Below are 26,854 nucleotides of genomic sequence, written 5' to 3'. Positions count from 1 at the left end.
GTCAATCCTTCAAGACGACGCCGGCGGTTTCGCCGAAGGAAACCCAGACCTTCTCGTCATAGGCGATCGGATCCTCCACCTCGCGCTGGGCATTCAGCATGGAGGCCTTCACCACCTTGCCGCTGCCGAGCTTGACGTAGAAGACCGTCATATCGCCGAGATAGCCGATGTCCCAGATCTCGCCCTGGGCCGCATTGACGGAAGCGTCGGCCGGGGCTGCCCGCGTGACCTTCATCTTTTCCGGCCGGATGGCAAAGCCTGCGGCACTGCCCGTCGTCGGACCGTTCGCCGTTGCGGTGCGGATGGTGAAGCCCTCGTTGACGGCAAGCTCGACCTTGCCATTGCCGTTGGCAGAGACCTTGCCGTCGAGGATGTTGACGTCGCCGATGAAGTCCGCGACGAAGCGCGAATTCGGCGCCTCGTAGATTTCCGCCGGCGTCGCCACCTGAACGACCTTGCCGTGGCTCATCACCGCGATACGGTCGGCCATGGTCATCGCCTCCTCCTGGTCGTGTGTCACGACGACGAAGGTAAGGCCGAGTTCCTGCTGCAGGTCCATCAGCTCGAACTGGGTTTCCTCACGCAGCTTCTTGTCGAGCGCGCCGAGCGGCTCGTCGAGCAGCAGCACTTTGGGGCGCTTGGCAAGCGAGCGGGCGAGCGCCACGCGCTGGCGCTGGCCGCCGGAGAGCTGGTGCGGCTTGCGCTTGGCGAACTGCTCGAGTTTCACCAGCTTCAGCATCTGCGTGACGCGTTCGGCAATCTCGTTCTTCGGCATGCCGTCCTGGCGCAGGCCGAAGCCGATATTGCTTTCCACCGTCATGTGCGGGAAGAGCGCGTAGGACTGGAACATCATGTTGACCGGCCGCTTGTAGGGCGGAATGCCGGCAATGTCCTGGCCGTCGAGGATGATTTCGCCCGACGTCGGCCGCTCGAAGCCGGCGAGCATGCGCAGAAGCGTAGACTTGCCGCAGCCGGAGGCACCGAGGAGCGCAAAGAACTCGCGGTGATAGATGTTGAGGGTGAGATCATCGACGGCAGTGAAATCGCCGAACCTCTTCGTGACATTGCGGAACGTGATGTATGGTTTTGCGTCCGGATCCGTCCACGGTGCGAAGGAACGACGGATATTGCCGAGAGATTTCATTGCCTGTCCCCATCTCTTTTATTGGCAGTCAAAATGAAATTGCCCGGAAGCATCTTCCGGGCAATTCATCCTAGACCGGTTATTGGCCGGTCACGATTTTGGTCCACGCCCGTGTGAACAGGCGCTGCGTTTTGGCATCCAGCGTGGTGTTGGTGAAGAGCTTCGCCAGCGTCGCCTCATCCGGATAGATCGTCGTGTCCTTGATGATCTCTTCCGGCATGACGGCCTGAGCAGCCTTGTTGCCGTTGGCATAGTGGATGTAGGTCGATGCCTTGGCGATGACTTCCGGGCGCATGATGTAGTCGAGGAAGGCGTGGGCCTCATCGACATGCGGTGCATCAGCAGGGATCGCCATCTGGTCGAACCACATCTGTGTGCCTTCCTTCGGGATCACGTAGCCGACCTCGACGCCATTCTTGGCTTCTTCGGCACGGTCGCGGCCCTGGAAGATATCACCAGACCAGCCGACGGCGATGCAGATGTCGCCGTTCGCGAGACCGTTGATGAACTCGGAGGAGTGGAACTTGCGCACGAAGGGTCTGATCTTCTGGAGTGCTTCCTCGGCCTTGGCGAGATCGGCCGGGTCATGGCTGTCCGGGTTCAGGCCCAGATAGGCGAGCGTGACCGGGATAATATCTGTCGGCGAATCAAGCAGGTTGATGCCGCAATCCTTGAGCTTTTCGGCGTTTGCCGGATCGAAGATGACGTTCCAGCTGTCGATCGTGTCCGTGCCGAGGGCTTCCTTGATCTTGGCCTTGTTATAGCCGATGCCGATCGTGCCCCACATGTAGTTGATCGAATATTCATTGCCGGGGTCGAACGGCTGCATGCGGGTCGCAACCATGTCCCACATGTTCTTGAGGTTCGGCAGCTTCGACTTGTCGAGCTTCTGGTAGACGCCGGCCGAAATCTGGCGCTGCAGGAAGGTGTTGGTCGGCACCACGACGTCGTAGCCCGTACCGCCGGCGAGAAGCTTCGTTTCAAGGATCTCGTTCGAATCATAGACGTCGTAGACGACCTTGATGCCGGTTTCCTTGGTGAAATCGTCAATAATCGAGGAGTCGATATAATCCGACCAGTTGTAGACGTTAACGACTTTTTCCTGCGCCAGCGCACCGCCGGCACCAAACAGTGCGACAACGGCGGCAGTCGCTAAAAGAGTACGCCTTATCATTGATTTATCTCCCAGTTTTTTCGCGGGCCTATAAGTTCGTATGAAGAACAGTCACCGATTATGGATGTTTTTCGAGAGGCGACAAGCTGCATTCTACTCAAACAAAGGCTGAATTTTGATATCACATTGTTCCCATTCCTATCATATTTGAAGCCCTATCGGCGAAGGAAAGCAAGTAGAAATTTACTGGAAGTCGAAAAGGCTCAGGCCCGCGACCATTTCATCAAGCCCCACCGGCCGTGTGACTGGCGGTTCGGCACGGGCGAGACAGCCCTGACGCTCGCATAGCCGACAGGCCGTACCGACCGCGACGGCACCGTCCCGCCGCACCGCCTCGGCATAGACCGTCTCCTCCGCATGGGCCGCGTCGCAGCCGAGAAGAAGTGCGGTACGGCGCACCCGCTCAGCAAAGGCGCCCTGCGGTCCTTCCAGCGTCCGCGACACCGTCAGGAAGGCGCCGCCGTCCGGCATCTCGACGCGATCGACGAGGATCTGGCCCGGCTGGGAAAAGGCGGAATGCACGCCGAGCTTCGGACAGCCACCGCCGAAGCGGGCCTGCGGAAACCCTTGCGCGCCGGCGCGGCGAAACCGATGGCCGGCATTGTCGATCTCCAGCATGAAGAAGGGCACACCCGCCTTGCCGGGCCTTTGCAGCATGGTGAGCCGGTTCGCCGCCTGCTCATAGGAGACGCCGAAACGCGACCGCAGCACGTCGACATCATAACGGGCACGCTGCGCCGCCGTATGAAAGGCCTCGTAGGGCATCATCAGCGCATGCGCGGCGTAGCGCGCCAGCTCGAAGCGGGCGATGCGCTTGGCCTCCGCTGTCGAGAAGGCGAGAAGATTGAGTTCGGCGAAAATCTCGTCCTGCAGGGCGAGCTGCACGGTCTCCATGGCGATCTCGCGCATCTGGTCGAAGGGCGACAGGCGCTCCGACAGGAAGAGGCGCATGGAGTGCCGGTCGAAGCGGCGGCGCAGGTTCGGCATGGTGTGGACCGGCAGCAGGCGCACCACGACGCCGTGCTCCTTGCGCAGCCACCCCTTCAACGCCGATGCCAGATCGTCGCCCGGCGCAAGGGCAGCATGAAACCGCTCGGCCGCCTCGTCGATCGCGCCGAAATAGTTGGGGCGCCCCTCCAGCTTGTCACGCACCTCGTCCATCGGCAGCAGAGTGCCGGACAGCGTCGTTGCATGGCCTTCGCGGGCAAGCAGGTCGGCGAGATCGGTGAGGCGCGCGGCCTGCTCGCGATAGGCGCGGTAGAGTTTTAAAATGCCGCTCGCGACATTCGGCGCGGCATCGGCGATTTCCACCAGCTCATGGTCGCCCGGCAGCTCGCCGGCGAGCAGTGGATCGGCAAAGACCTCGCGCAGCTGGCGGGCATTGCCGGCGCTTTCGCCCTGAAGCTCGTCGAGGTCCACCTTGTAGACGGAGGCAAGCCGCAGCAGCAGCTGCACCGTCAGCGGTCGCTGGTTGCGTTCGATGAGGTTCAGGTAGGACGGCGAGATCGACAGGCCCTCGGCCATGGCCGTCTGGGTCAGGCCGAGCGTGTTGCGGATGCGCCGGACTTTCGGGCCGGCAAAAATCTTGTTCTCCGCCATATGTCAAATCCTTTACACCGGCGAGCCACCGAGAGAATTTACAAGATTTACTTTTTTACAGAGTGCACTTGTCAAAGGCAAGACATCGTTACTCGATTATCGCCTTGATTTTCCGGTTTTCTCTCGCCGAATTGTGCGGTGCGATGTAAATACTGTCACATGAAATCGGGCGAAAAAGAAACGGACACCCGATCCTGAGACACCATACCGGAGGACATTATGACTGATTTTTACAATCTCGTTCCGAGCGCGCCAAAAGGCCGGTTCGATGGCATTGAGCGCCCCTATACGGCCGAGACGGTCGAAAAGCTGCGCGGCTCTGTCCAGATCCGGCACACGCTGGCCGAAAACGGCGCGAACCGGCTGTGGAAGCTCATTCACGAGGAAGACTTCGTCAACGCGCTCGGCGCGCTCTCCGGCAACCAGGCCATGCAGATGGTCCGCGCCGGCCTGAAGGCGATCTACCTCTCCGGCTGGCAGGTTGCCGCCGACGCCAACACGGCGTCCGCCATGTATCCTGACCAATCGCTCTATCCGGCCAATGCCGCGCCGGAGCTTGCCAAGCGCATCAACCGCACGCTCCAGCGCGCCGACCAGATCGAGACGGCGGAAGGCAACGGCCTTTCGGTCGACACCTGGTTCGCGCCGATCGTTGCCGATGCGGAAGCCGGCTTCGGTGGTCCGCTCAACGCCTTCGAGATCATGAAGGCCTTCATCGAGGCAGGCGTTGCCGGCGTCCACTTCGAGGACCAGCTCGCATCGGAAAAGAAGTGCGGCCATCTCGGCGGCAAGGTTCTGATCCCGACCGCGGCGCATATCCGCAACCTTGATGCCGCGCGCCTTGCCGCCGACGTCATGGGCACCTCCACGCTGGTCGTCGCCCGCACCGATGCCGAGGCCGCAAAACTGCTCACCTCCGACATCGACGAGCGCGACCAGCCCTTCGTCGACAGGGACAAGGGCCGCACGGTCGAGGGTTTCTACCAGGTCAAGAACGGCATCGAGCCGTGCATTGCCCGTGCCATCGCCTATGCACCGCATTGCGACCTGATCTGGATGGAAACCGGCAAGCCCGACCTCGAACAGGCCCGCAAATTCGCCGAAGCGGTGCACAAGGCCCATCCGGGCAAGCTGCTCGCCTACAATTGCTCGCCCTCGTTCAACTGGAAGAAGAACCTGGACGACGCGACGATCGCCAAGTTCCAGCGCGAGCTGGGCGCGATGGGCTACAAGTTCCAGTTCATCACGCTCGCCGGCTTCCACCAGCTGAACTTCGGCATGTTCGAACTGGCCCGCGGCTACAAGGATCGCCAGATGGCGGCCTATTCGGAGCTGCAGGAGGCGGAATTCGCCGCCGAGGTCAACGGCTACACCGCGACCAAGCACCAGCGCGAAGTCGGCACCGGCTATTTCGATGCCGTCTCCATGGCCATCACCGGCGGCCAGTCCTCGACCACCGCCATGCATGAATCGACCGAGCACGAACAGTTCCGCCCGGCCGCCGAATAACCCCGAACGTCAACCTTCAAGAACCCCGTATAAGAGGAGAAATGCCATGACAGTCCAGACCCGCGTCAAGGAACGAGCCGAAGAGCAGGCTTCCGCCATGACCTCCGACCAGCAGGCCATGATCCGCATGGTCGCCAACGACCTGCACCGCCTCAACCAGTCCGTCATGAAGGCGGTCGAGGCCGGTGTTTCGGTGGAGCTCGTCCGCTCCGCCCGCCACCATGGTGGCGAAGGCAACTGGGGCGACCTGCTGATCCCGGTCATCGTGACGCAGGGTCGCGGCTGACAAGGCATATCCAGTCAAAGAAAATCCCCGGCGTTCCCTGCGCCGGGGATTTTTCGTGTCCAAGCCCTCCGTGCCGTGAGCCACAAGGAGGCGTGTATTCGACGTTACACGGCAGCCGCCGCCGCTTCGTCGATCAGGGCTGCGACTTCGGCCGGATGCGAGGCAAGCGAGGCGTGGCTGGCCTGCAATGTGATGATCTTGCGCGGGTTCATCCGCTCGGCCATGCGCTTCTGGTTCTCGGGATTGATCATGCGGTCCTCGCTGGAAAGCTGGTACCAGACCGGCTTCTTTTTCCAGGCAGGATCCGTCACGGTGTCACCGAAAGTGTTGGCGATCGGCGCCTTTTGGGACGCCGCCATCACGAGGCTCTCATCTGCCGTCAAATCCTGGCAGAAGCTCTCGTGAAACTTGTCGTATTTGATCCAGAGATATCCGTCGCTGTCCGGTGCGAGATTGGCGATCGCGGCCGGCGGAAACACCTGGCTGATCGCGCCGGGGCTTTCGCCAGCATCGGGCGCGAAAGCTGCAATGTAGACGAGGCCCACGACATTCGGCAGATCGCCGGCCTCGGTGATGACGGCGCCACCGTAGGAATGACCAACCAGAAGAACAGGCCCCTCCTGCTGTTTGACCATCTTGCGCGTGCGCTCGGCATCGTCCTTGAGCGAGGTCAGCGGCATCTCGACTGCACGAACCTTGTCATATCCCTTGCGTGAAAGCTCAATGATCACCTTGCTCCAATGCGCTGCCCCGCCCCAGAATCCATGAACGAGAACGACCGTTGGTTTAGCACTCATTGCTGAGACCTCCTAAATTGCTGTCTCGATTGCATTTTTCTCCGAGACGCGCGGCATTCCACCGAGTGATCGTCGCACCATCCCAAGCCAATTTTATTGCACTCGGTGGAGGGGTTAGCAAATGTCATATTCGTGACTTGGAATAGGCCCGGTCGCGGTTGGCAAAGACAAATCCGACCACCACGAGGACCTCCTTCAACGCTGAGGATTTCTCTTATGTGCGGCTCGGCCGCTTGCCGGCGAAGAGGTCAGCGTGGCTTTTCAGGAGCCGAAACAGCCGGTCGGAGACCGTACGGATATCGCGCCGGTGCCGGTCCTCGCTGTTGGCGACGACCCATTGCTGGTGGCGCAACTCCCGGATTTCCTCCCCTGCCCTTTCCAGGCCTGGATCCAAATCACCGACGAAACACGGCAGCACCGCCTGCCCTGCCCCGGCACGCACGAGATCGAGCAGCGAGCGCGGGCGGCTGACGAGCACGGCGATCGCGCCGCACATGCGGTCATGCGGCCAGCGCAGATAGGCGGAGACCGCATCGTCTTCCGACACCGCGAGCCAGCGGCCGGCAAGGGTTTCGCCTGAATTCTTCCGCTGGTAAGCCGCATAGGCGACATCGCCGGCGGGCCGGCTGATCAGCGTCGGCTCCGTCGGTTCGACGGCCCGGATGCCGACATCCACCTCGCGGTGCGCGAGCGTCGCCCGGCGCTCGGAAACCGACAGGTCGAGGCGGAAGGGATCGCGCTCGGTGCAGATCGCCGAGATGTTCTCGCAGATAAGCCAGGTCACCCAGGTGCCGGCCATCAGCCGCACGGTGCTCGCGCCCTGCCCCTCCTGCCGCCAGCTCTCCACGCCACGGGCGATGGACTCCATCGCTTGCAATCGCTCGAACAATGCCTGCCCTTCGCCTGTCAGCCGGTAGCCGGTCTGGCTGCGCAAAAAGAGCGGCCGCCCCATCGCCTCTTCCAATTGCAGCACGCGCCGGCCCACCGTCGCGGGGCTGAGGCCCGAAACCTGCGCGGCACCGGTCAGCCCGCCGTGGCGGGCAACCTCCAGGAAGATGCGATAGGAATCCCACGACATGTCTTTCATCAATGAAAAACATAACCCGGTTTTTGCTGTTCGTGAATGCACATTTGAAGGGTAGCTTTACGGCGTCCAACACGGCGCAAACGATGCCGTCCAACCCAAACCGCAGCCATGAAGCGCCCTCCCGGCGCCACGGTTTGCTGTTGGCTGATCAAAGGAGACAGAGATGCAGGACATGTACGGCCTTGCCATCCTTTTCGAGCTTTCTCAAAAAGACGGCCGGAACAAACACGAATTCGATCATCTGCGCGAAATACCGTCGCTGCGGACACGTTTCTTCCGGCTCCTGCGGACCTTGCGCCTATCGAAAACAGCCAAGGGCCCGGAATGACCGGACCCTTGGTAAGCATTCAGGATCGCCGGCAGCCTATTTCAGCGCTCTCGGCATTTCCCCGGCCTGGTAGAATGAAACGATCTGGCCGTCGGGATCGCGAAAGTCGGCGAACCAGCCGCCCGGCGCCTCCGAGACTGGCGTGACGATTTCGACGCCGGCGGAAGCCAGCCGCTCGATCAGCGTGTCGATGCCGCCATCGGCCAGGCCGAAGACCACGTTGGGCGTGTTGCCGGGTTTCGGGTCGCCCTTGAAGACCATAAGGTCGACCTCCTGGCCGATCTTGGTCATGAGATAGGCGCTGCCGTCCTCCTCATCGTAGCGTTCGAACTGGATGCCGAGATGGTCGCGGTAGAATGCGCGTGTGCGCTCGATATCGGCGACGTTGAAGATGATCGTTACGCCGTTGAAGTTCAGGTTCATGAAATTCTCCTTCTGTTGCACAGGCTAGTTGCCGTCGCCGGGCAAAACGTGATCGCGCTTTGAAAAGAAAATCGGAATGCCGTCCGGATCGCGAATGGCAAAGGCACGCGACGCGTGGGGATGAAGCACCGATTTCAGGGAGCGGCGCGCGGGACCATCTCCCGCCGCCGGCAGAAACTCCTCAAAAAGAGCGGCCTCCCCACCAAAGACATCGAAGGCCTTGCGCAACCCGCTGAGACGCTGACGGAACGCCACATCGCTTAGGCCGAGCAGGTGCGTGATTTCCGCCCGATCAAGGCCAAGGTTGACCAGAAGCGCCACGACACGCTGCGCAGGTGGCAGCGACGACGTGAATGCCTGAGAGAATCGGGGCGGCGCATTCGGCACCACGTTCGGGGTGTCCCAGGCGGTTTCGCGCGCCCGCCGCCGTGCCGCGGTTCGCGCGACGAAACGCGCATGGTTGCGGATGGCACCCTTCGCCCAGGCCACGAAACCCGGATCCGTGATCCTCCGCCCGCCTGCAACCGCCTGTAACAGCACGTCCTGCACCAGATCGTCTGCTTCGTGATCGACGCGGCTGTGCCGGCTCGCGCAGCGTCGCAGCCTGGCCAATATCGTGTTGTGCGTCATTTCAACCACCGGGCCGGCATAGCGCGGTTTTGCATGACCAAACCCGGCATCCGCTCAATCAATCGGCCGTTCGATCCGCAAGGTGAAAGATGCTTCTTCTCCGCGCTCAGCCTTGAACCCCATATAGAGCTCAATGCGAAATTCGCCGTCGCGATGAAGGGTGTCACCCCAATCCGGCCCGTCCGCCCAGCCATCATAGATGGGATCGCTCTCATTCGGGCTATAGACATTGAAGGCGCAGCACTTGCTGCTGGCCGAGAGCGAAACGGCCAATATATCATAGGATTGCGCCTGGAAGAGGTAGTTCACAGTGTCCGCGGCCTTGATCCGGCCCGTTACCTCTACGGGCTGCCCCAGCGGAACCTCGATCCTCTGGATCGTTTCGATCGCGGTCGGATGAGCCTCTGGAAAGGCGACATATGTACCACGCTTCAGCACCTGCATTCCTCCCGGCTGTCTTGACCTGTCGCAACATCAAAGTCGCGGCAGGTCAGATTACGCATTTCGGCCGCGGCTGCCAGAGCTGCCGCGGCCGAAATGCGATAGCGTCTGTCAGGCTGCGCGATAGATCGCCGGCTCGTCCGCCTCCAGGCGGAACTGCTCGACCAGCATCATCAGCGTGTCGGCGTCGCCCGCAAGCTTGCGGCTGGCGGCCGTCGTCAGGTCCACCATCGAGGCGTTCTGCTGGGTCATCTGGTCCATCTGGTTGACGGAGCCGTTGACCTCGGCGAGTGCTGCCGCCTGGTCGCGGCTCGCCGTCGCCATCATGTCGACATGCTGGCTGACGGTGACGATCTGCTGGCTGATCGAGGCAAGCACCGAACCGGTTTCCTGAACGAGATGCGAACCGGCACTGACCTCGCTCGTCGACTTCTCGATGAGGCCCTTGATCTCGCGGGCGGCACTGGCCGAACGCTGGGCAAGTTCGCGAACTTCCTGCGCCACGACGGCAAAGCCCTTGCCGGCGTCGCCGGCGCGGGCGGCCTCGATGCCGGCGTTCAGCGCCAGCAGGTTGGTCTGGAAGGCGATATCGTCGATAACTTCGATGATCTGCTCGATCTGGCGCGAAGCGCCCTCGATGCGGCCCATCGCGGCGATTGCATTGCTGACGACCGCGGCAGAACTATCGGCGCTGCGCTTCGTGGCACCGACGACGAGGTTCGCTTCATGTGCCCGCTCGGCGGAGGAGCGGACGGTCGCGGTGATCTGCTCGACGGCGGCAGCGGTTTCCTCCAGCGACGAGGCCTGGGATTCCGTGCGCTTGGCCAAAGCATCGCCGGAATCCAGCATTTCCGCGCCGCTGCGCTGGATCGACAGCGCGTTGCTGCGGATCTGGCCAAGCGTGTCCTGAAGACGTTCGAGCGAGACATTGAAGTCCTGGCGAAGCTGTTCGAGGCGGCCGGTGAAAGGCGTGTCGATCTGGCGCGACAGGTCGCCCTGCGCCAGACGGCCGAGGCCGGCAGCGAGCGCGTTGACGGCAAAGTCGATCTGCCGGTCAAAGGCCTGTTTTTCCGCGTCGTTGCGGGCACGGTCGGCTTCCGCCGCGGCACGCTGCTGTTCGCTTTCGGCTTCCACGCGGATCTTCGACAGGGCATTTTCCTTAAAGACGCCGAGTGCACGGGCCATGTCGCCAATCTCGTCACGACGGCCTTCGCCGGAAATGCCGGTGTCGAGGAAACCATCCGCCAGGCGGCGCATGGCGCCGGTGATCTGGCCGATCGGGCCCTTCAGCGTCAGCACCAGCGCGATGCCGGCGAGGATGGCGATGGCGGCACCGCCGACGGTCGCGAGGACAGAGACCTGGTTGGCCTTTTCGCGTTCGGTGCCGGCGCTGACCTTCTGCTCTTCGGCGAACTGGCTCAAGAGGTTCCAGATCGTGTCGATCGACTGGCCGGCGGCCTCGAAATCGGCGGCGCGCTCGGTGCTGATCTTGACGAGCGCGGCACTGTCCGCCTCGATCCGCTCGAGAACCGGCTTCAGCGTTTCATCGACCTTGTCGAAGAAAGGCAGGCCACTGGCACTGCCGCGCAGGCTGTTCATGTCGATGCGCAGGATGGACATGTTGCCGAGCAATTTGACACGGTTTTCCTGCGACGTCTGGCCGAGGAAGCGCGCCGCGGCGACTTCGATATCGTCGATCGACGACACCAGCTTGCGCGTCGAGCCGAGCACTGCCTCGGACTTGATGATCGGCGCGTCGAGCTCGCTGAAGATCCGGGTTGCTTCGCGCATCTTTTCGGATGCAGCGCCCTGGAGCTGGATGGTGACCTGGCGGAATCGGTTCACCCGGCGCCCGATCTCCGGCACCGTGACGCTCGCCGGATCCGTCGAGGAGAGGAAACCTCCGAGTTCGTCGATCGTGTTGCGAATGGTGATCGAGACGACCTTCTGGTTCTTCGGCAGGATCATCGCGATCGAGCGTTCGGTCTTGGAAATGAACGGATAGCGTTCCTTGACGAGCTTCAGCTGATCGTCAGGCGTCGCACCGCGGCTGAATTCGGAGAGCAGGTCGCCAAAAAACTTGCTGGCCGCGGTCAGGCGCTCGGCCTCACGCAGCATGCTCTTGGCCGCATTCTCGTTCTGCCGTACCTCGCGCTGGAGCTTTGTCGCCTCGTCGAGGATCTTCATCTGCTCGCTGGACAGCGTGTTGAGGTTCTTGGACATCGTGTCGTGCAAGGCAAGCTCGTTCACGTAGAGCGACCAGAGCCCCTCCATGCGCGTCTCGATGTCCTTGGTCTGGGCCTGCGCGTCCAGGAGCTTGGACTTGTCGGCGTCTGGTGCCAGGCCATCCATCGTGTCCTGAAGGACGGCACCCTGTGCCGTCAGGCGCTCCTGCACGGCGTTGCGGCTTTCCTCGCTGGTGTTCTGGAGGAAGCGGTTCATGCCGGCATAGACATCCTTGAAGCCGCTCAGCGACTGGAGAACGCTGTTGGAAATCTCCATGCGGCCCTGCAACAGGCCGGAGGCGTACAGCCCGGTAAAGCCCACGGCGCAGATCGAAAGCACGAAGGGTAAAATGAAGACCAGAACCTTCGTCTGGATCTTGAAGCGGGCAAGAATCTTGTCAATGAACATAGCGGAACATCCGTTGTCGGCGTGCTCCACCCCTGCCCTTTTTAAGAGCCTCCCCAGGATTCGGACGCCGGATTACCGACCTTCATGCGGCAGCAATGCCGCGCATCCGGGGGAGCAGTCATTGCCAGCCGCATGCATCCGTCACGGGACGCGACTTCCGGAACCCTATCCGGCGATCATCAGCGGCAATCTTTAAAATTCCATCACTTTTTAAACCGATTTATGACGGTTCAAAAAGCCTCAAAGGGCGACAATGGCAAGGCCGGCGACGAGCAGGGCGGCAAGCGCGCAGTTAATGCCGACAGCGATGAGGCGGCGACGGCTTTCTTCGGCAGCAGCGATGGCGATGGCGCGGGCGGGGCGGTCTTTTGCAGGCATGCGGCAATACTCCGTTACGAGATACAGACAACCCGGATGATCCGGCCAGCCGGCCCACATCATGTTGTCCCCACACGCTTGCCACGCGGCAGAATGGGGGCATGCCGACATTCCGAGAGCATCCGCCCCGAGGTCTTAACGGACGGTAAACAGCGGCGCGCAGACTTCGCGATCAGGCGTCCTGGCCTGCCGCATGGCCGGAGGCCCAGGCCCACTGGAAGTTATAGCCGCCGAGCCAGCCGGTCACGTCGACCGCCTCGCCGATGAAATAGAGGCCCGGCACCGCCTTCGCCGCCATGCTGCGGGAATCGAGCGCCGCGGTATCGACGCCGCCGAGCGTGACTTCCGCCGTGCGATAACCCTCGGAGCCCGGTGGGCGCATGCGCCAGTCGCGCAGCTTCTGGACAAGCGCCTCGATGCTGCGGCCCGACTGTTCCGCCAGCGAGCCATCGATGCCGAGATCGGTAACGACAAGCTGGGCGAGCTTTTTCGGCATGTGCTCCGCAAGCACGGTCTGCACCGCCTGACGACCGTTCTGGCGCCGGGCGGTGGCAATCACTGAGGCAAAATCCACGTCGGGGCAGATATGCAAGGCGATCTCTTCTCCCTCGCGCCAGTAGGAGGAGATTTGCAGGATGGCGGGGCCGCTCAGGCCTCGGTGCGTGAAGAGCGCAGCTTCGCGGAACTCGGTCTTGCCGTGCCGGGCGATGACATCCACGGCAACGCCGGGGAGGCCGTCATGCGCAGCAAGCGTCGTCGGGTCGAGCGTCAACGGCACGAGGCCGGCGCGGGTTTCAACGAGCGGCAGGCCGAACTGTTCAGCGATGCGGTAGGCGAAGCCGGTCGCGCCCATCTTCGGGATCGACTTGCCGCCGGTGGCAATTACCAACGACGCCGCTTCCACCACACCGTTCTCCGTCACGACGCGGAAGGAGTGGCCGTCATGTTCGACGGCACTGATCGTCGTGGACAGGCGAAGCTCCGCGCCGACCGCCTTCATTTCCGCGAGCAGCATGGCGATGATGTCTTTCGCCGAGTTGTCGCAAAACAGCTGGCCGAGCGTCTTCTCGTGCCAGGCAATACGATGGCGTTCGACAAGGTCGAGAAAATCGCGCGGCGTGTAGCGCGCAAGCGCCGACTTTGCGAAATGCGGATTGGCGGAGAGGAAATTCTTCGGCCCGGCATGGATATTGGTGAAGTTGCAGCGGCCGCCGCCGGAGATGCGGATTTTTTCGCCCGGCGCACGCGCATGGTCGAGCACGAGCACGCGGCGGCCACGCCTGCCCGCCTCGATGGCGCACATCATGCCCGCTGCGCCTGCCCCGATAATGACGACGTCCCGCCGCTCTGCCACGTCTTCGATCCTTGTTCGCGTTCTCCTTTCGGCCATCGGGGCGGAAAGTCAATCGGGCAAGAAAAACAGATTTTCCCGAAGAATTCGGCATTTCTACCCCCGGGGGGGAGCTAGTAAAGGGTTTAACTCCGGCTATGATGGCGCCATCGTCAACAACCCCGGTGTGTCATGCCGTCCAAAAAGAAAGTCGTTACCCCTACAATCGAGAAAGCCGTACGCTCTGGAAAAGTACCTCCCTCCATCAGCGTGCCACGTGGGGTAAAGACCTGGAAGGACGCCGCAGACTGGCTTCGGGCCCGCGGTATCGAGGATATCGAATGCATCACGCCGGACCTCGCAGGGGTACCGCGCGGGAAAATGATGCCGTCGTCGAAGTTCACCTCGAACACCTCGCTGGCGTTGCCCTCCGCCCTCTACCGCCACACGATTTCCGGTGAATACCCGGAGGAAACCGGCAACTTCCGCTATGAGCCGCGCGACAGCGACCTGAAGCTGGTTCCGGATCTCTCCACACTCTCCGTCGTGCCGTGGGAAACCGACCCGACCGCGCAGGTCATCTGCGACATCGTCGGCTCGACCGGCGAGAACGTGCCCTATACGCCGCGCAACGTTCTCAAGAACGTCGTCAGGATGTATAACGAGCGCGGCTGGAAACCGGTCGTCGCACCGGAAATCGAGTTCTATCTCGTCGCGATGAACGAAGATCCGGACTATCCGCTGCATCCGCCGAAGGGCCGTTCCGGTCGCTCCATCCAGGGTGGCCAGGGCTACTCCATCGCCGGCATCAACGAGTTCGACGAACTGATCGACGATATCTACCACTTCTCCGAAAAGCAGGGTCTCGAGATCGACACCCTGATCCACGAGGATGGTCCGGCGCAGCTCGAAATCAACCTGCGCCATGGCGATCCGGTCGAGCTTGCCGACCAGGTGTTCATGTTCAAGCGCACGATCCGCGAGGCAGCGCTGAAACACGGCATCTATGCCACCTTCATGGCAAAGCCCATGCAGGGCCAGGCGGGATCGGCCATGCATATCCACCAGTCAGTCGTGGAGATCGACACCGGCAGGAACGTCTTCTCCAATCCCGATGGATCGGCGTCGAAGGAGTTCTTCCATTTCATCGGCGGCATGCAGACCTATGTGCCGAAGACGCTGGTGATGATGGCGCCCTATGTGAATTCCTATCGCCGGCTGATGCCAGAAATGTCGGCGCCGGTGAACAATGCCTGGGGCTACGACAACCGCACGACGGCCTTCCGCGTACCGGTGTCGGACGCCAATGCGCGGCGTATCGAAAACCGCCTACCCGGCTCGGACGCCAATCCGTATCTGGCGCTCGCCGCCTCGCTCGGCTGCGGCCTGCTCGGCATAAGGAACCAGGTCGAGCCGAGTGCACCGACGGAAGACACCGCCAACGAAGGGTCGATCGACCTGCCGCGCGGGCTTCTCGAAGCAGTGTCGCTGCTTGAATCGGATCCCGCCCTTGCCGAGGTGTTGAGCGCGGAGTTCATCGGGCTCTATGCCGGCGTCAAGCGCGGCGAGTTCGAGACCTTCATGCAGGTGATCAGCCCCTGGGAACGCGAGTTCCTGCTGCTCAACGTCTGAGTGGCCCGGCGGTCCGGGCCGCCTAAAAGGATCAGACCCCTTCGGGTCAAACCAGAGCGGCCGGCGTCCCGGAGCGCCGCCGCACCCTCTTGACCTATGAGTGTGTGCAATGCCCTGGCAAAGCCCGATTTCTCCCGGCATCTCCTGGTATGAGGCGACCGTCGGAGACCGCCCCGAATATGCCCCCCTCGACGGCTCCGTCGATGCTGATGTCGCCATTGTCGGCGGCGGCTTCACCGGCCTGCAGGCCGCCTACAATCTTGCTCAAAAAGGTGTTCGCGTCGTGCTGATCGAAGCACACCGCTTCGGCGACGGCGCCTCCGGCCGCAACGGCGGCCAGCTCGGCACCGGCCAGCGCGCCGAGGCGGAAAGCCTCGAGGCGGAACTCGGCTTCGAGCGCGCCAAGGCGCTGTTCGACCTTGCCGAAAACGCCAAGCAGCATATCCACGATTTTGCGAGCGCCCAGAACCTCGACATCGAATATATGCCGGGCCAGCTCAATGTGAGCCACAAGGCGAGCTACGAGAAGGAGTTTCGCGATCACATCGAGATCGCCGCGACCCGATTCGGCTACAAGCATATGAGCTATATGGACCGGGCGGAGACGGAAGAACGCGTCGGCTCCAAGCGCTTCTTCTTCGGCCTGCGCGACACCGGCACCGGTCATATTCATCCGATGAAGCTTTTGGTCGGCATCGCCCGGGCAGCACAAGCGGCGGGTGCCAGCCTGCATGAAAAGACCCCTGCCCTCAAGATCGAGCGGACCGGCGGCAAGGCCGTCATCACCACTGCGAGAGGCACCATCCGCGCGGACAAGGCGCTGATCGCCTGCAACGCCTATATCGGCAATCTGGAGCCGAAGACGGCGGCGCACGTCATGCCGATCCGCTCCTTCATCGGCGCAACACCGCCGCTCGACAAGTTTCCGTCGGTCATTCCCGGCGGCGAGGCGATCGCCGACACACGCTTCGTCGTGCGCTACTTCCGCAAGACCCGCGACGGGCGGCTGCTCTTCGGCGGGCGCGAAGCCTACACATCCGACAATCCTGATGACATCACCCCGCCGATCCGCCGGCAGATCGAGGAAGTCTATCCGGAACTGAAGGGCATCGAGATCACCCATGCCTGGGGCGGCTCGGTAGGCATCACCATGCCGCGCAAGCCCTATGTGCGCGAGGTCATGCCCGGCATCACGACGATCGGCGGCTATTCCGGCCATGGCGTCATGCTGTCAAACTACTGTGGCAAGCTCTATGCCGAGGACGTGATCGGCGGCAGTGCTGAACTCCACCACCTGAAGGCCCTGAAAATCCCGGCCTTTCCCGGTGGCCCGCGGTTCCGCTCGCCGCTTCTGTTCCTCGCCATGACGTGGTACGCGCTACGCGACAAGCTCTGATCGAGTCGGAAACACCGATTTTGTTGCGTTGCACGCTGGTGTTTTTAAATCGATTAGATTATAACATCCGCCAACAGAACGAGATCGAGATATCCGATGAGCAGCCAGATCATTCCCGTTGAGCCTTTCGACTATGTCGTGTTCGGCGGAACCGGCGATCTTGCGGAACGCAAGCTCCTTCCGGCCCTTTACCACCGGCAGCTTGCCGGCCAGCTCTCCGATCCGACGCGCATCATCGGCGCGTCGCGCACAGCACTGACGGACGCCGAATACCGCAAGTTCGCCGTCGACGCGCTGAAGGAGCACCTGAAGCCGGGCGAATTCGACGACGCGCAGATCAAGACCTTCTGCGACCGTCTGTTCTACGTCGCCGTCGATGCCAAGTCCGATCAGGGCTGGGACAAGCTGAAGGACCTGCTCGACGAGGGCAAGGAGCGCGTGCGCGCCTTCTACCTCGCCGTAGCGCCGGGGATCTTCGGCGACATTTCGGAGAAAATCCGCGATCACAAGCTGATCACCAAGCATACCCGCATCGTCGTCGAAAAGCCGATCGGCCGGGACCTCGCGTCCGCCAACGAGCTCAACAACACGATCGGTAAGGTTTTCCGCGAAGAGCAGATCTTCCGCATCGACCACTATCTCGGCAAGGAGACGGTGCAGAACCTGATGGCGCTGCGCTTTGCCAATGCGCTCTACGAGCCGCTGTGGAATTCCGCCCATATCGACCATGTGCAGATCACGGTGGCCGAATCCGTCGGCCTCGAAAGCCGTGCCGGCTACTACGACAAGGCCGGCGCGCTGCGCGACATGGTGCAGAACCACATTCTCCAGCTGCTCTGCCTTGTCGCGATGGAAGTGCCCTCCTCCATGGACGCCGAGGCCGTGCGCGACGAAAAGCTCAAGGTGCTGCGCGCCCTGAAGCCGATCGACCAGTACAATGTCGAACGTCTCACCGTGCGCGGCCAGTACCGCGCGGGTGCCTCGTCCGGCGGCCCGGTCAAGGGTTACCTCGAAGAACTCGAAGGCGGTGTTTCCAGCACCGAAACCTTCGTCGGCATCAAGGCCGAAATCGGCAACTGGCGCTGGGCGGGCGTGCCCTTCTACATCCGCACCGGCAAACGCCTTGCCGCGCGCATGTCGGAAATCGTCATCACCTTCAAGCCGATCCCGCATTCGATCTTCGACCCCTCCGCGGGCCGCATCGAAGCCAACCAGCTGATCATCCGTCTCCAGCCGGACGAAGGCGTCAAGCAGTCTCTGATGATCAAGGACCCCGGTCCGGGCGGCATGCGACTGCGCAACGTCTCGCTCGACATGAGCTTCGCCGAAGCGTTCGACGCGCGCAATGCGGACGCCTACGAACGCCTGCTGCTCGACGTCGTGCGCAACAACCAGACGCTTTTCATGCGCCGCGACGAAGTCGAGGCGGCATGGCGCTGGGTCGACCCGATCCTCAAGGCCTGGGAAGCGACCGGCCAGCAGGTCCAGGGCTACACCGCCGGCACCTGGGGGCCGAGCCAGGCCATCGCCCTCATCGAGCGTGACGGCCGCACCTGGCATGAGACGTAAGGAAGACCGATGAGCGCGAGACTGCATGAATTCAAGGATGGTGCGGCGCTGGCCGAAGGCTTGGCAGACCGGGTGTCCGCCGCGCTTGCGGATGCCATCGTAGCCCGCGGCAAGGCGACCATCGCAGTTTCCGGCGGCTCCACGCCGAAGGCTTTCTTCAAGGCGCTGTCGACCCGCGACATCGACTGGGCAAAGGTGACCGTCACGCTGATCGACGAGCGTTTCGTGCCGGCTGACAACCCGCGCTCGAACCATCTGCTCGTTGCGGAAAACCTGCTTCAGGGCAAGGCGAAAGCCGCGAACTTCCTGCCGCTCTACAAGGATGCCGGCAGCGCGGAAGAAGCCGCAGTAATTGTGACGGCCGATGCCGCTGCGCTCGGAAATCCCTTCGATGTTGCCATTCTCGGCATGGGAACGGACGGCCACACGGCCTCGTTCTTTCCAGGCGGCAGCAAGCTTGCCGAGGCGATTTCGCCCGACACGCCGCGCGGCGTAATCACCATGGAAGCGGAAGGTGCCGGCGAGACCCGCCTCACCTTCACCTTCACCAGCCTTCAGGATGCACGCCTGCTGGTGCTGCATATCGAAGGCCAGGGCAAGAAGGACGTTCTGGCCGCCGCGGAAAGCGACGGCCCGGAGACCGACATGCCGATCCGTGCCGTTCTCCGGCGCGCAGCAACGCCGGTCGATATCTACTGGGCGCCATAGCGCGTTCAGCCGGCTGAAGCCGAACATGCCCGGCGCATGGCGCCAATGAACAGCGGACAGCGCAGCGTTCCCGCCCGCTTTGCCGCGCGAAAATGCAATCGAGAGAAGTCAGGATAGCTCCCATGTCCGCCGACAAACGCATCGAAGCCATTACAGCCCGCATCGTCGAACGCTCGAAGCCGCATCGCGGACCCTATCTCGACCGCGTGCGCGCGGCCATGTCCAAGGGCGTGCATCGCGGCGTGCTTTCCTGCGGCAACCTCGCGCACGGCTTTGCCGTCTGTTCCCCCGCCGAGAAGGACGCGCTCGCCGGCGACCGCATCCAAAACCTCGGCATCATCACCTCCTACAACGACATGCTCTCGGCCCACCAGCCGTTCGAGACCTACCCGGAGCTGATCCGCCAGGCGGCCCGGGAAGCCGGCGGCGTGGCGCAGGTCGCCGGCGGCGTTCCGGCCATGTGTGACGGCGTCACGCAGGGCCAGCCGGGCATGGAACTGTCGCTGTTTTCGCGCGACCTGATCGCCATGGCCGCCGGCATCGGCCTGTCGCACAACATGTTCGATTCGGTCGTCTATCTCGGCGTCTGCGACAAGATCGTGCCGGGCCTGACGATCGCGGCGCTGACCTTCGGTCACCTTCCCGCCGTCTTCATTCCAGCCGGCCCGATGACCTCCGGCCTGCCGAACGACGAGAAGGCCCGCGTGCGCCAGCTCTTTGCCGAAGGCAAGGCCGGCCGTGCGGAACTGCTCGAAGCCGAGTCGAAATCCTACCACGGCCCCGGCACCTGTACGTTCTACGGCACCGCGAACTCCAACCAGATGCTGATGGAGATCATGGGCTTCCATATGCCCGGCGCTTCCTTCATCAATCCAGGCACGCCGCTGCGCGACGCCTTGACCAAGGAAGCCACCAAGCGGGCGCTCGCCATCACGGCGCAGGGCAACGAATTCACCCCGGCCGGCGAAATGATCGACGAACGCTCGATCGTCAACGGCGTGGTCGGCCTGCACGCCACCGGTGGTTCGACGAACCACACGCTGCATCTGATCGCCATGGCGCGCGCGGCCGGCATCCTGCTGACCTGGAAGGATATTTCCGACCTGTCCGACACCGTGCCGCTGCTCGCCCGCGTCTATCCGAACGGCCTTGCCGACGTGAACCATTTCCACGCGGCGGGCGGCATGGGCTTCCTGATCCAGGAACTGCTGAAGCAGGGCATGCTGCACGACGACGTGCGCACCGTCTTCGGCCAGGGCCTCAGCGCCTATGCGATCGACCCGAAGCTTGGCGACCGGGGCGTCGTGGTGCGCGAACCGTCGCCGAAGGTCAGCCATGATCCGAAGGTGCTCGCCAATATCGAAACGCCCTTCCAGGCGTCGGGCGGGTTGAAGATGCTGACCGGCAATATCGGCAATGCCGTCATCAAGATTTCCGCCGTCAAGCCGGAGCGTCATGTCATCGAAGCACCGGCAAAGGTGTTCCACGACCAGCAGGAACTCAACGTCGCCTTCAAAGCTGGCGAACTGACGGGCGATTTCATCGCCGTCGTGCGCTTCCAGGGCCCCAAGGCGAACGGCATGCCGGAACTGCACAAGCTGACCACCGTGCTCGGCATCCTTCAGGACCGTGGCCAGCGCGTGGCACTGCTCACTGACGGCCGCATGTCCGGCGCTTCCGGCAAGGTCCCGGCGGCAATCCACATCACGCCAGAGGCTGTCGACAACGGCCCGATCGGCCGCATCAAGAACGGTGACATCATCCGGCTCGATGCCACGCATGGTACGATCGAGGTTCTGGTGAATGCCGCCGAATTCGCCGCCCGCCCGCAGGCAACGGCCGATCTCTCCGGCAACGAATTCGGCATGGGCCGCGAGCTCTTCGCGCCGTTCCGCGCGATCGCGGGACCGGCGGATCACGGCGCGAGCGTGCTGTTTGCGTGAGGGCTAAGAGAGGGCCGAACCCTTTCAATGCCATCGGCTCTCAAGCATCTCCATCGTCATGGTCGGGCTTGACCCGACCATCCACGCCACGGGTGCTGATGGATCCTCGGGTCAAGCCCGGGGACGAACGTTGGTGATTTAGGGTCGCCAGATCAGGCGGCGCTGTTGCAAGCCCCTCTTTTCGTCTCAGCTATAGATATCCAGCGTCCGGCCCTGATGGTTGCGGTGCGATGAGTAGACGAAGATCCGTTGCAGGTCCTTGTCGGAGAGCAGGCGCAGGAAGCGGGCTTCGACGACGTCGTTGGGATAGACGCGCTGCGTCAGGCAGCCGATCATCGGCAGGCGGGCGCTGACGATGTCGAGGTAGAAGTTGCGCGGCAGCTGGAACTTCGTCGTCATGGTGATGACGGCGCCGCTCCTCGACAACTTAATGATCAGGCCGCGACGGGAGACAAGATTGACGAGGCCGCCATTCTCGGTGAACTCGATACGGGCCTCGTTGCAGGTGTCCTCCATCGGGAAACTCTTCTCCCGATCGTACATGAAAGACTCTTCCTTGCTCAGGTAGTTGTTACGCGGTACCGATCCCTGAATGCCCATCTGCCTGCTGTCCCCGGCGCTGCCTCTTTCTAGGAAAACCTAGGCGAGCAACGCTTAACATCGGGTTGAGCGGCAAGGCAAAATCCTGCCGCTCAGCCGATTTGCTTCAGGACGCGCGATAGCTCTGGCCGGCGGCATCGAAGAGATGCAGCTTCGCCCTGTCCGCCGTGAAGCGGACCTTGGCGCCACGCTTGACGTCGAGGATGCCGGGGATCTTGGCGATGATCGGCTCGCCCTGCACGAGGCCCTCGATATAGAGAAGCGTCACTTCGCCGAGCGCCTCGACGATCGCCACCGTGCCCTCGAAGAGGAAGTCGTCGCCGGTCGAGATCTGGAGATCCTCCGGGCGCACGCCAAAACTTGCCGGCTTGCCCACCTCGGAGGCGCTCGTCGCGATATCGACGCTCGAAGTCCGCCCACCGGTCAGTTCCAGCGTGGTCGTTGTCCCTGCCGCAGTGATCTTGGCTGGAATGATGTTCATGGCCGGCGAGCCGATGAAGCGGGCGACGAAGAGGTTTGCCGGACGCTCATAGAGTTCGAGCGGCGGGCCGACCTGCTCGATATGGCCGGCCGACAGCACGACGATGCGGTCGGCAAGCGTCATCGCCTCCACTTGGTCGTGCGTCACGTAGATCATCGTCGTGTCTGCCATCTGCTCGGAAAGCTTGGCGATCTCGATACGGGTCGCGACGCGCAGCGCCGCGTCGAGGTTCGACAACGGCTCGTCGAACAGGAAGACCTTGGGATCGCGGCAGATGGCACGGCCGATCGCCACGCGCTGGCGCTGGCCACCGGAAAGCGCCTTGGGCAGGCGGTCGAGATATTTGGTGAGCTGGAGGACCTCGCCCGCCGCGCGCACGCGCCGGTCGATCTCTTCCTTGGCTTCTCCCGCGATGCGCATGCCGAAGGCCATGTTGTCGTAGACGGTCATGTGCGGGTAGAGCGCATAGGACTGGAACACCATGGCGATGCCGCGCTTCGACGGCGGCACGTCGTTGACGCGCTCGCCATCGATCATCATGTCACCGCCGCTGATCTCCTCCAGACCGGCGATCATGCGCAGGAGAGTCGACTTGCCGCAGCCGGACGGGCCGACGAAGACGATGAACTCACCCTGCTTGATATCGAGATCGATGCCGTGGATCACGTCCACTGCGCCGTAGGATTTGCGGATATCCTTGAGCACCAGCCCTGTCATGTCTCTCTCCCCTTTTTACGTTTTGACCGATCAAGCGAAGCGGGCGAAAAACCCGCTCCAGGCCGGAAGTTCTATATTTTCCTCATGCATGATGCTGTCGAAGCCATGACCTTCCAGCGCTTCCAACGTGCCGGCAGGCAGATCGGCGAGGCGGGCGATCGGGCTCATGTTGAAGGCGCAGAACACCTTTTCATTGCCGTGCGTGCGCACGAAGGAGAGGATCGCGCCCTCTGCCGAATGGAACTGGATCTCGCCCTTGACGAGCGCCACGTGCTCCTTGCGGAAGGCGAGGAAACGCCGGTAATGCGCCAGCACCGAGGCGTCATCGCCGTCCTGCACGTTGACGGCACGCTCCAGATGGGCCGGCGAAACCGGAAGCCAAGGCTTACCAAGGCTGAAACCGCCGGATTGCTGGCGACCGTCCCAGACCATTGGCGTGCGGCAGCCGTCGCGTCCCTTGAAGTCCGGCCAGAACTGGATTCCGTAGGGATCCTGAAGATCCTCATAGGCGAGCTCGGCTTCCGGCAGGGCAAGTTCCTCACCCTGGTAGATGCAGACCGAGCCGCGCAATGACATGAGCAGGCTGGCGAGCAGCTTGGCATGGGCTTCATGATCGGTAACCGCGTTGCCCCAACGGCTGACATGGCGCATCACGTCGTGGTTCGAGAAAGCCCAGCAGACCCAGCCCTCGGGTGCCGCCTTTTCCAGCGCATGCTGCGTTTCGGCGACGAAGGCCGGCGTCAGCGGATCGGGCGCGAGGAATTCGAAGGCATAACACATGTGCATCTTGTCGCCGCCGGAAGTGTACTCGCCGGCGATCTCCAGGCCACGCTGGCTGTCGCCGACTTCGCCGACGGCGGCAATCGCCGGGAACTCTTCCATGACCGCGCGGAAACGCTTGAGGAAGTCGAGGTTCTCCGGCTGGTTCTTGTCGTAGAGATGTTCCTGGTAGTTATAGGGGTTCACGGCCGGTGCGGTCTGCGCATTGCGGCGCTCGGGAGCGAGCGACGGGTTGTCGCGCAGTTCCTTGTCGTGGAAGTAGAAATTGATCGTGTCGAGGCGGAAGCCATCGACGCCGCGCTCCAGCCAGAAGCGGGCGACCGAGAGCAGCGCGTCCTGAACCTCCGGATTGTGCAGGTTGAGGTCCGGCTGGGAGGTCAGGAAATTGTGCATGTAATATTGCAGGCGGGTCGGATCCCACTGCCAGGCGGAGCCGCCGAAGATCGACAGCCAGTTGTTCGGCGGCGTGCCATCCGGCTTGGAATCCGCCCAGACATACCACTCCGCCCGCGGGTTGGTGCGCCGGGAGCGACTTTCCACGAACCAGGGGTGTTTGTCGGACGTGTGCGACAGGACGAGGTCGATCATCACGCGGATGTTGAGGCGATGGGCCTCGGCAATCAGCGCGTCGAAATCGGCCAGCACGCCGAAGATCGGGTCGACGTCCTGATAGTCCGAGACGTCGTAGCCGAAATCCTTCATCGGCGATGTGAAGAACGGCGAGATCCAGATCGCATCCGCCCCGAGGGAGGCGACATGGGCGAGGCGCTCGGTGATGCCCCGCAGATCGCCGATCCCGTCGCCGTTGGTGTCCTGGAAGGAGCGTGGGTAGATCTGGTAGATCACCGCGCCGCGCCACCAGTCCTTGTCCGGCTGGAGAAGAGTGGAATCCAACGTCGTCATTCTCGATTTTCCTGTTGCGAAAGTCTTTTCTTTGCACAATCCCGGACGCAAAACCGCTTCGCACTTTTGCTGGAATTGCTTTGTCAGCCACCCTTGACCGACCCCGCCAGCAGGCCGCGCACGAGGAAGCGCTGCAGGCTGAAGAAGACGATGAGGGGGACGATAATGGTGATGAAGGCGGAGGCCGTGAGGATTTCCCAATTGCCACCACGCGAGCCGAGCAGGTTCACGAGACGCCCGGTCAGCACCAGTTCCTCATTGCCGGCACCCAGGAAGACCATGGCGACGAGCAGGTCGTTCCAGGTCCACAGGAACTGGAAGATGGCGAAGGAGGCGAGTGCCGGGAAGGACAACGGCAGGATGATCTTCACGAAGATGTCGAAATCGCTGGCGCCATCGACGCGGGCGGATTCCATGATTTCGCGCGGCAGGCCGGCCATGTAGTTGCGCAGCAGGTAGACGGCGAGCGGCAGGCCGAAGCCCATATGGGCGAGCCAGATGCCGACATAGGTTTTTGCGGGTACGCCGAAGAAGGCGCCGACACCGTTATAGAGCCGGAGCAGCGGGATCAGCGACATTTGCAACGGCACGACGAGCAGGCCGACGATGACCGCGATCAGGATCGCCCGGCCCGGGAACGGCATCCAGGCGAGCGCATAGGCGCAGAAGGCGGCGACGAGGATCGGGATGATCGTGGCGGGGATCGCCACCGTCAGCGAGTTGATGAAGGAGGCGCCGATGCCTTCGGCGTTCAGCACTTCACGGTAGTTGTCGAGCGTGAAGCGCGGCGGCACGGAGGCCGTATAGAAGATACGCTGGCCGCGCGTGCCTTCCATCTTCGTCGGCGAGACGATTTCATAGCTGCCGTCCTCGTTGACGGTCAAAGTCTGGCCGTCGCCGATATCGGCCGGCTTGCCGGGCTCGAAGGCTGCCGGCTGCATCGGACGGAAGCCGAAGGCGGAGACTTTCGCCGTGTCGCCTTCCACCAGATTGCCGCTGATGACGAACTTGCCGTCACGCTCGACCTGCGCCTCCGGCGAGGCAGCGCGGCCAGTCATGTTCTGCGAGGAGGTGGAGAGCGCTGTCCACCAGCCGGAGACGGCGAGCTGGTCCTTGTCGCGCAGCGACGAGATCAGCAGGCCGGCCGTGGGCAGCGTCCAGAGCGCCACCAGAAGGAGGACGGAAAGATGGACGACGAAGATGAGCGGCGAACGGGACGAAGCAATCATCTCAATGGCCCTCCATTTCCTTGGTGGCGTTGCGGATGTTCCAGATCATGATCGGGATGACGAGGATCATGATGACCACGGCAATGGCCGCGCCGCGCCCGAAATCACCGCCGCCGCGGAACATCCAGTCGAACATCAGGTTCGCCAGAACCTGCGTCTGCCACTGTCCGTTCGTCATGGCGAGCACGATGTCGAAGACCTTGAGCACCAGAATGGTGATCGTCGTCCAGACCACGGCGATCGTGCCCCAGATCTGCGGCACCATGATCTTGAAGAATATCTGGAAGCCGTTGGCACCATCGATGACGGCGGCCTCGATGGTCTCCTCCGGAATGCCGCGCAGTGCGGCCGAGAGGATCACCATGGCGAAACCGGTCTGGATCCAGATCAGGATGACCATGAGGAAGAAGTTGTTCCAGAACGGAATGGTCATCCAGGCTTCCGGCGCACCGCCGAAGGCGACGACGATGGCGTTCAGGATGCCGATCTGCTCGGACCCTTCGGCGCGGTAGTCATAGACGAATTTCCAGATGACGGCGGCGCCGACGAAGGAGATCGCCATCGGCATGAAGATCAGGGTTTTCGCAATATTGCCCCACCAGATACGGTCCGTCAGCGCTGCGATGACGAGACCGAAGAAGGTGGCGAGCGCCGGCACGACGAGCAGCCAGAGGAAGTTGTTGAAGATCGACTGGCGGAATTCGCCGTCGTTGATCATCCAGGCAAAGTTGCTGAAACCGACAAATTGCTGGCCGGTGCGGTCATGGAAGGCGAGCCGCACGGATTCGAAGACGGGGTAGACGAGATAGATCGTCAGCGCGAAAAGCGCAGGCGCCATGAACAGCCAGGGCCGGATCGCATTGGTGATGCGCAGGTTCTTCGAGGCCTTGGCGCCGGTCAGCCCCTTGGAGGGGAACAGCTTGTCGAGCAGCCAGTTCGTTCCGAAGAAATAGACGACGCAGGCGAGTACGCCGCCCACCATCGTGAAAATGGCGAATAACAGTTGCTGCACGGAAGTTCCTCCCCAGGAATGCTTCCCCCGATGGACCTTCAGGGGTCAGTCGATCATTCACGCGGCGTTGCACCGCGTGGTCCGGCTGCACTTCGGCATGCTTCAGGAAAACCGGCCGGCAAAT

At 62.4% G+C, this 26,854-nt stretch carries 24 protein-coding genes; 8 read left to right on the top strand and 16 right to left on the bottom strand.

The genetic code is table 11. The annotated features are described in order from the left end of the window. Nucleotide 1: 1 nt before the first annotated feature. The 3 genes from AC1RT2_RS23885 to AC1RT2_RS23875 all read right to left on the bottom strand — a co-directional run bounded on the left by AC1RT2_RS23885 (nucleotide 2) and on the right by AC1RT2_RS23875 (nucleotide 3,917). Nucleotides 2–1,144 (bottom strand): ABC transporter ATP-binding protein, encoded by a 1,143-nt coding sequence (locus AC1RT2_RS23885; protein WP_493105884.1) that lies wholly within the window; start codon nucleotides 1,142–1,144, stop codon nucleotides 2–4. Between the two features lie 79 nt (nucleotides 1,145–1,223). Continuing rightward, the gene (locus tag AC1RT2_RS23880) at nucleotides 1,224–2,333 is read right to left on the bottom strand and encodes a polyamine ABC transporter substrate-binding protein (protein WP_171902449.1); all 1,110 of its coding nucleotides are present in this window, start codon (nucleotides 2,331–2,333) and stop codon (nucleotides 1,224–1,226) included. A gap of 168 nt (nucleotides 2,334–2,501) precedes the next feature. Beyond that, nucleotides 2,502–3,917 carry a helix-turn-helix domain-containing protein gene (locus tag AC1RT2_RS23875; protein WP_493105883.1) on the bottom strand — a complete coding sequence of 472 codons (1,416 nt, stop codon included), beginning with the start codon at nucleotides 3,915–3,917 and terminating at the stop codon, nucleotides 2,502–2,504. Between the two features lie 219 nt (nucleotides 3,918–4,136). Here AC1RT2_RS23875 and aceA point away from each other — a divergent pair, with 219 nt between their 5' ends. Continuing rightward, on the top strand, nucleotides 4,137–5,426 hold the full coding sequence (gene aceA / locus AC1RT2_RS23870; RefSeq protein WP_493105882.1) for an isocitrate lyase: 1,290 nt from the start codon (nucleotides 4,137–4,139) through the stop codon (nucleotides 5,424–5,426). A 46-nt stretch (nucleotides 5,427–5,472) separates the two neighbouring features. After that, a complete protein-coding gene (locus AC1RT2_RS23865; RefSeq protein WP_069059911.1) occupies nucleotides 5,473–5,712 on the top strand; it encodes an SMc00767 family acetate metabolism repressor in 240 nt (79 codons plus the stop codon). A gap of 104 nt (nucleotides 5,713–5,816) precedes the next feature. Here AC1RT2_RS23865 and AC1RT2_RS23860 read toward each other — a convergent pair whose 3' ends face one another. Together AC1RT2_RS23860 and AC1RT2_RS23855 are read right to left on the bottom strand one after the other, a co-directional pair. Further along, a complete protein-coding gene (locus AC1RT2_RS23860; protein ID WP_444800618.1) occupies nucleotides 5,817–6,509 on the bottom strand; it encodes an alpha/beta hydrolase in 693 nt (230 codons plus the stop codon). Nucleotides 6,510–6,723: 214 nt separating this feature from the next. After that, entirely contained in the window at nucleotides 6,724–7,596 is an 873-nt protein-coding gene (locus tag AC1RT2_RS23855; protein WP_493105881.1) for a LysR family transcriptional regulator, read from the bottom strand. Nucleotides 7,597–7,768: 172 nt separating this feature from the next. Here AC1RT2_RS23855 and AC1RT2_RS23850 point away from each other — a divergent pair, with 172 nt between their 5' ends. Further along, nucleotides 7,769–7,924, top strand: coding sequence for a hypothetical protein (locus AC1RT2_RS23850; protein ID WP_493105880.1), 156 nt, complete (start codon nucleotides 7,769–7,771; stop codon nucleotides 7,922–7,924). A 36-nt stretch (nucleotides 7,925–7,960) separates the two neighbouring features. On the opposite strand, the gene AC1RT2_RS23845 is transcribed toward AC1RT2_RS23850, so the two are convergent. The 6 genes from AC1RT2_RS23845 to AC1RT2_RS23820 form a co-directional block, all read right to left on the bottom strand. Beyond that, nucleotides 7,961–8,347, bottom strand: coding sequence for a VOC family protein (locus AC1RT2_RS23845; protein ID WP_069059914.1), 387 nt, complete (start codon nucleotides 8,345–8,347; stop codon nucleotides 7,961–7,963). Nucleotides 8,348–8,371: 24 nt separating this feature from the next. Beyond that, nucleotides 8,372–8,977, bottom strand: coding sequence for a sigma-70 family RNA polymerase sigma factor (locus AC1RT2_RS23840; RefSeq protein ID WP_493105879.1), 606 nt, complete (start codon nucleotides 8,975–8,977; stop codon nucleotides 8,372–8,374). A gap of 54 nt (nucleotides 8,978–9,031) precedes the next feature. After that, nucleotides 9,032–9,421, bottom strand: a complete 390-nt coding sequence (locus AC1RT2_RS23835; protein ID WP_493105878.1) for a hypothetical protein — start codon at nucleotides 9,419–9,421, stop codon at nucleotides 9,032–9,034. A gap of 108 nt (nucleotides 9,422–9,529) precedes the next feature. Continuing rightward, on the bottom strand, nucleotides 9,530–12,052 hold the full coding sequence (locus AC1RT2_RS23830; RefSeq protein WP_493105876.1) for a methyl-accepting chemotaxis protein: 2,523 nt from the start codon (nucleotides 12,050–12,052) through the stop codon (nucleotides 9,530–9,532). Nucleotides 12,053–12,292: 240 nt separating this feature from the next. Beyond that, on the bottom strand, nucleotides 12,293–12,430 hold the full coding sequence (locus AC1RT2_RS23825) for a hypothetical protein (protein WP_493105875.1): 138 nt from the start codon (nucleotides 12,428–12,430) through the stop codon (nucleotides 12,293–12,295). Nucleotides 12,431–12,602: 172 nt separating this feature from the next. After that, nucleotides 12,603–13,784 (bottom strand): BaiN/RdsA family NAD(P)/FAD-dependent oxidoreductase, encoded by a 1,182-nt coding sequence (locus AC1RT2_RS23820; protein ID WP_493105874.1) that lies wholly within the window; start codon nucleotides 13,782–13,784, stop codon nucleotides 12,603–12,605. Between the two features lie 168 nt (nucleotides 13,785–13,952). Between AC1RT2_RS23820 and AC1RT2_RS23815 the strand changes: the two genes are divergently transcribed. The 5 genes from AC1RT2_RS23815 (at nucleotide 13,953) to edd (ending at nucleotide 21,008) form a co-directional block, all read left to right on the top strand. Continuing rightward, nucleotides 13,953–15,392, top strand: coding sequence for a glutamine synthetase family protein (locus AC1RT2_RS23815; protein WP_083242899.1), 1,440 nt, complete (start codon nucleotides 13,953–13,955; stop codon nucleotides 15,390–15,392). 109 nt (nucleotides 15,393–15,501) lie between these two features. After that, nucleotides 15,502–16,788, top strand: a complete 1,287-nt coding sequence (locus AC1RT2_RS23810; RefSeq protein WP_493105872.1) for an NAD(P)/FAD-dependent oxidoreductase — start codon at nucleotides 15,502–15,504, stop codon at nucleotides 16,786–16,788. Between the two features lie 96 nt (nucleotides 16,789–16,884). After that, nucleotides 16,885–18,357: a glucose-6-phosphate dehydrogenase gene (zwf, locus tag AC1RT2_RS23805; RefSeq protein ID WP_069059920.1), complete on the top strand. Its 1,473-nt coding sequence runs from the start codon at nucleotides 16,885–16,887 to the stop codon at nucleotides 18,355–18,357. A 9-nt stretch (nucleotides 18,358–18,366) separates the two neighbouring features. After that, entirely contained in the window at nucleotides 18,367–19,065 is a 699-nt protein-coding gene (gene pgl / locus AC1RT2_RS23800) for a 6-phosphogluconolactonase (RefSeq protein ID WP_493105870.1), read from the top strand. Between the two features lie 122 nt (nucleotides 19,066–19,187). Further along, a complete protein-coding gene (gene edd / locus AC1RT2_RS23795) occupies nucleotides 19,188–21,008 on the top strand; it encodes a phosphogluconate dehydratase (protein WP_069059922.1) in 1,821 nt (606 codons plus the stop codon). A 186-nt stretch (nucleotides 21,009–21,194) separates the two neighbouring features. Here the strand turns inward: edd and AC1RT2_RS23790 are convergent, their stop codons facing one another. The 5 genes from AC1RT2_RS23790 to AC1RT2_RS23770 all read right to left on the bottom strand — a co-directional run bounded on the left by AC1RT2_RS23790 (nucleotide 21,195) and on the right by AC1RT2_RS23770 (nucleotide 26,730). Then, nucleotides 21,195–21,608, bottom strand: a complete 414-nt coding sequence (locus AC1RT2_RS23790; RefSeq protein WP_083242900.1) for a hypothetical protein — start codon at nucleotides 21,606–21,608, stop codon at nucleotides 21,195–21,197. A 106-nt stretch (nucleotides 21,609–21,714) separates the two neighbouring features. Beyond that, nucleotides 21,715–22,806 (bottom strand): ABC transporter ATP-binding protein, encoded by a 1,092-nt coding sequence (locus AC1RT2_RS23785; protein WP_493105867.1) that lies wholly within the window; start codon nucleotides 22,804–22,806, stop codon nucleotides 21,715–21,717. Nucleotides 22,807–22,836: 30 nt separating this feature from the next. Then, nucleotides 22,837–24,489: a beta-galactosidase BglA gene (bglA, locus tag AC1RT2_RS23780; RefSeq protein WP_493105865.1), complete on the bottom strand. Its 1,653-nt coding sequence runs from the start codon at nucleotides 24,487–24,489 to the stop codon at nucleotides 22,837–22,839. A gap of 83 nt (nucleotides 24,490–24,572) precedes the next feature. Then, on the bottom strand, nucleotides 24,573–25,718 hold the full coding sequence (locus AC1RT2_RS23775) for a carbohydrate ABC transporter permease (protein ID WP_493105863.1): 1,146 nt from the start codon (nucleotides 25,716–25,718) through the stop codon (nucleotides 24,573–24,575). A gap of 1 nt (nucleotide 25,719) precedes the next feature. Continuing rightward, nucleotides 25,720–26,730, bottom strand: coding sequence for a carbohydrate ABC transporter permease (locus AC1RT2_RS23770; protein WP_493105861.1), 1,011 nt, complete (start codon nucleotides 26,728–26,730; stop codon nucleotides 25,720–25,722). Between the last annotated feature and the right edge of the window lie 124 nt (nucleotides 26,731–26,854).

This window comes from Shinella sp. GW821-FHT11G07, assembly GCF_058808115.1.
This window is presented reverse-complemented; position numbering and strand designations above follow the sequence as displayed.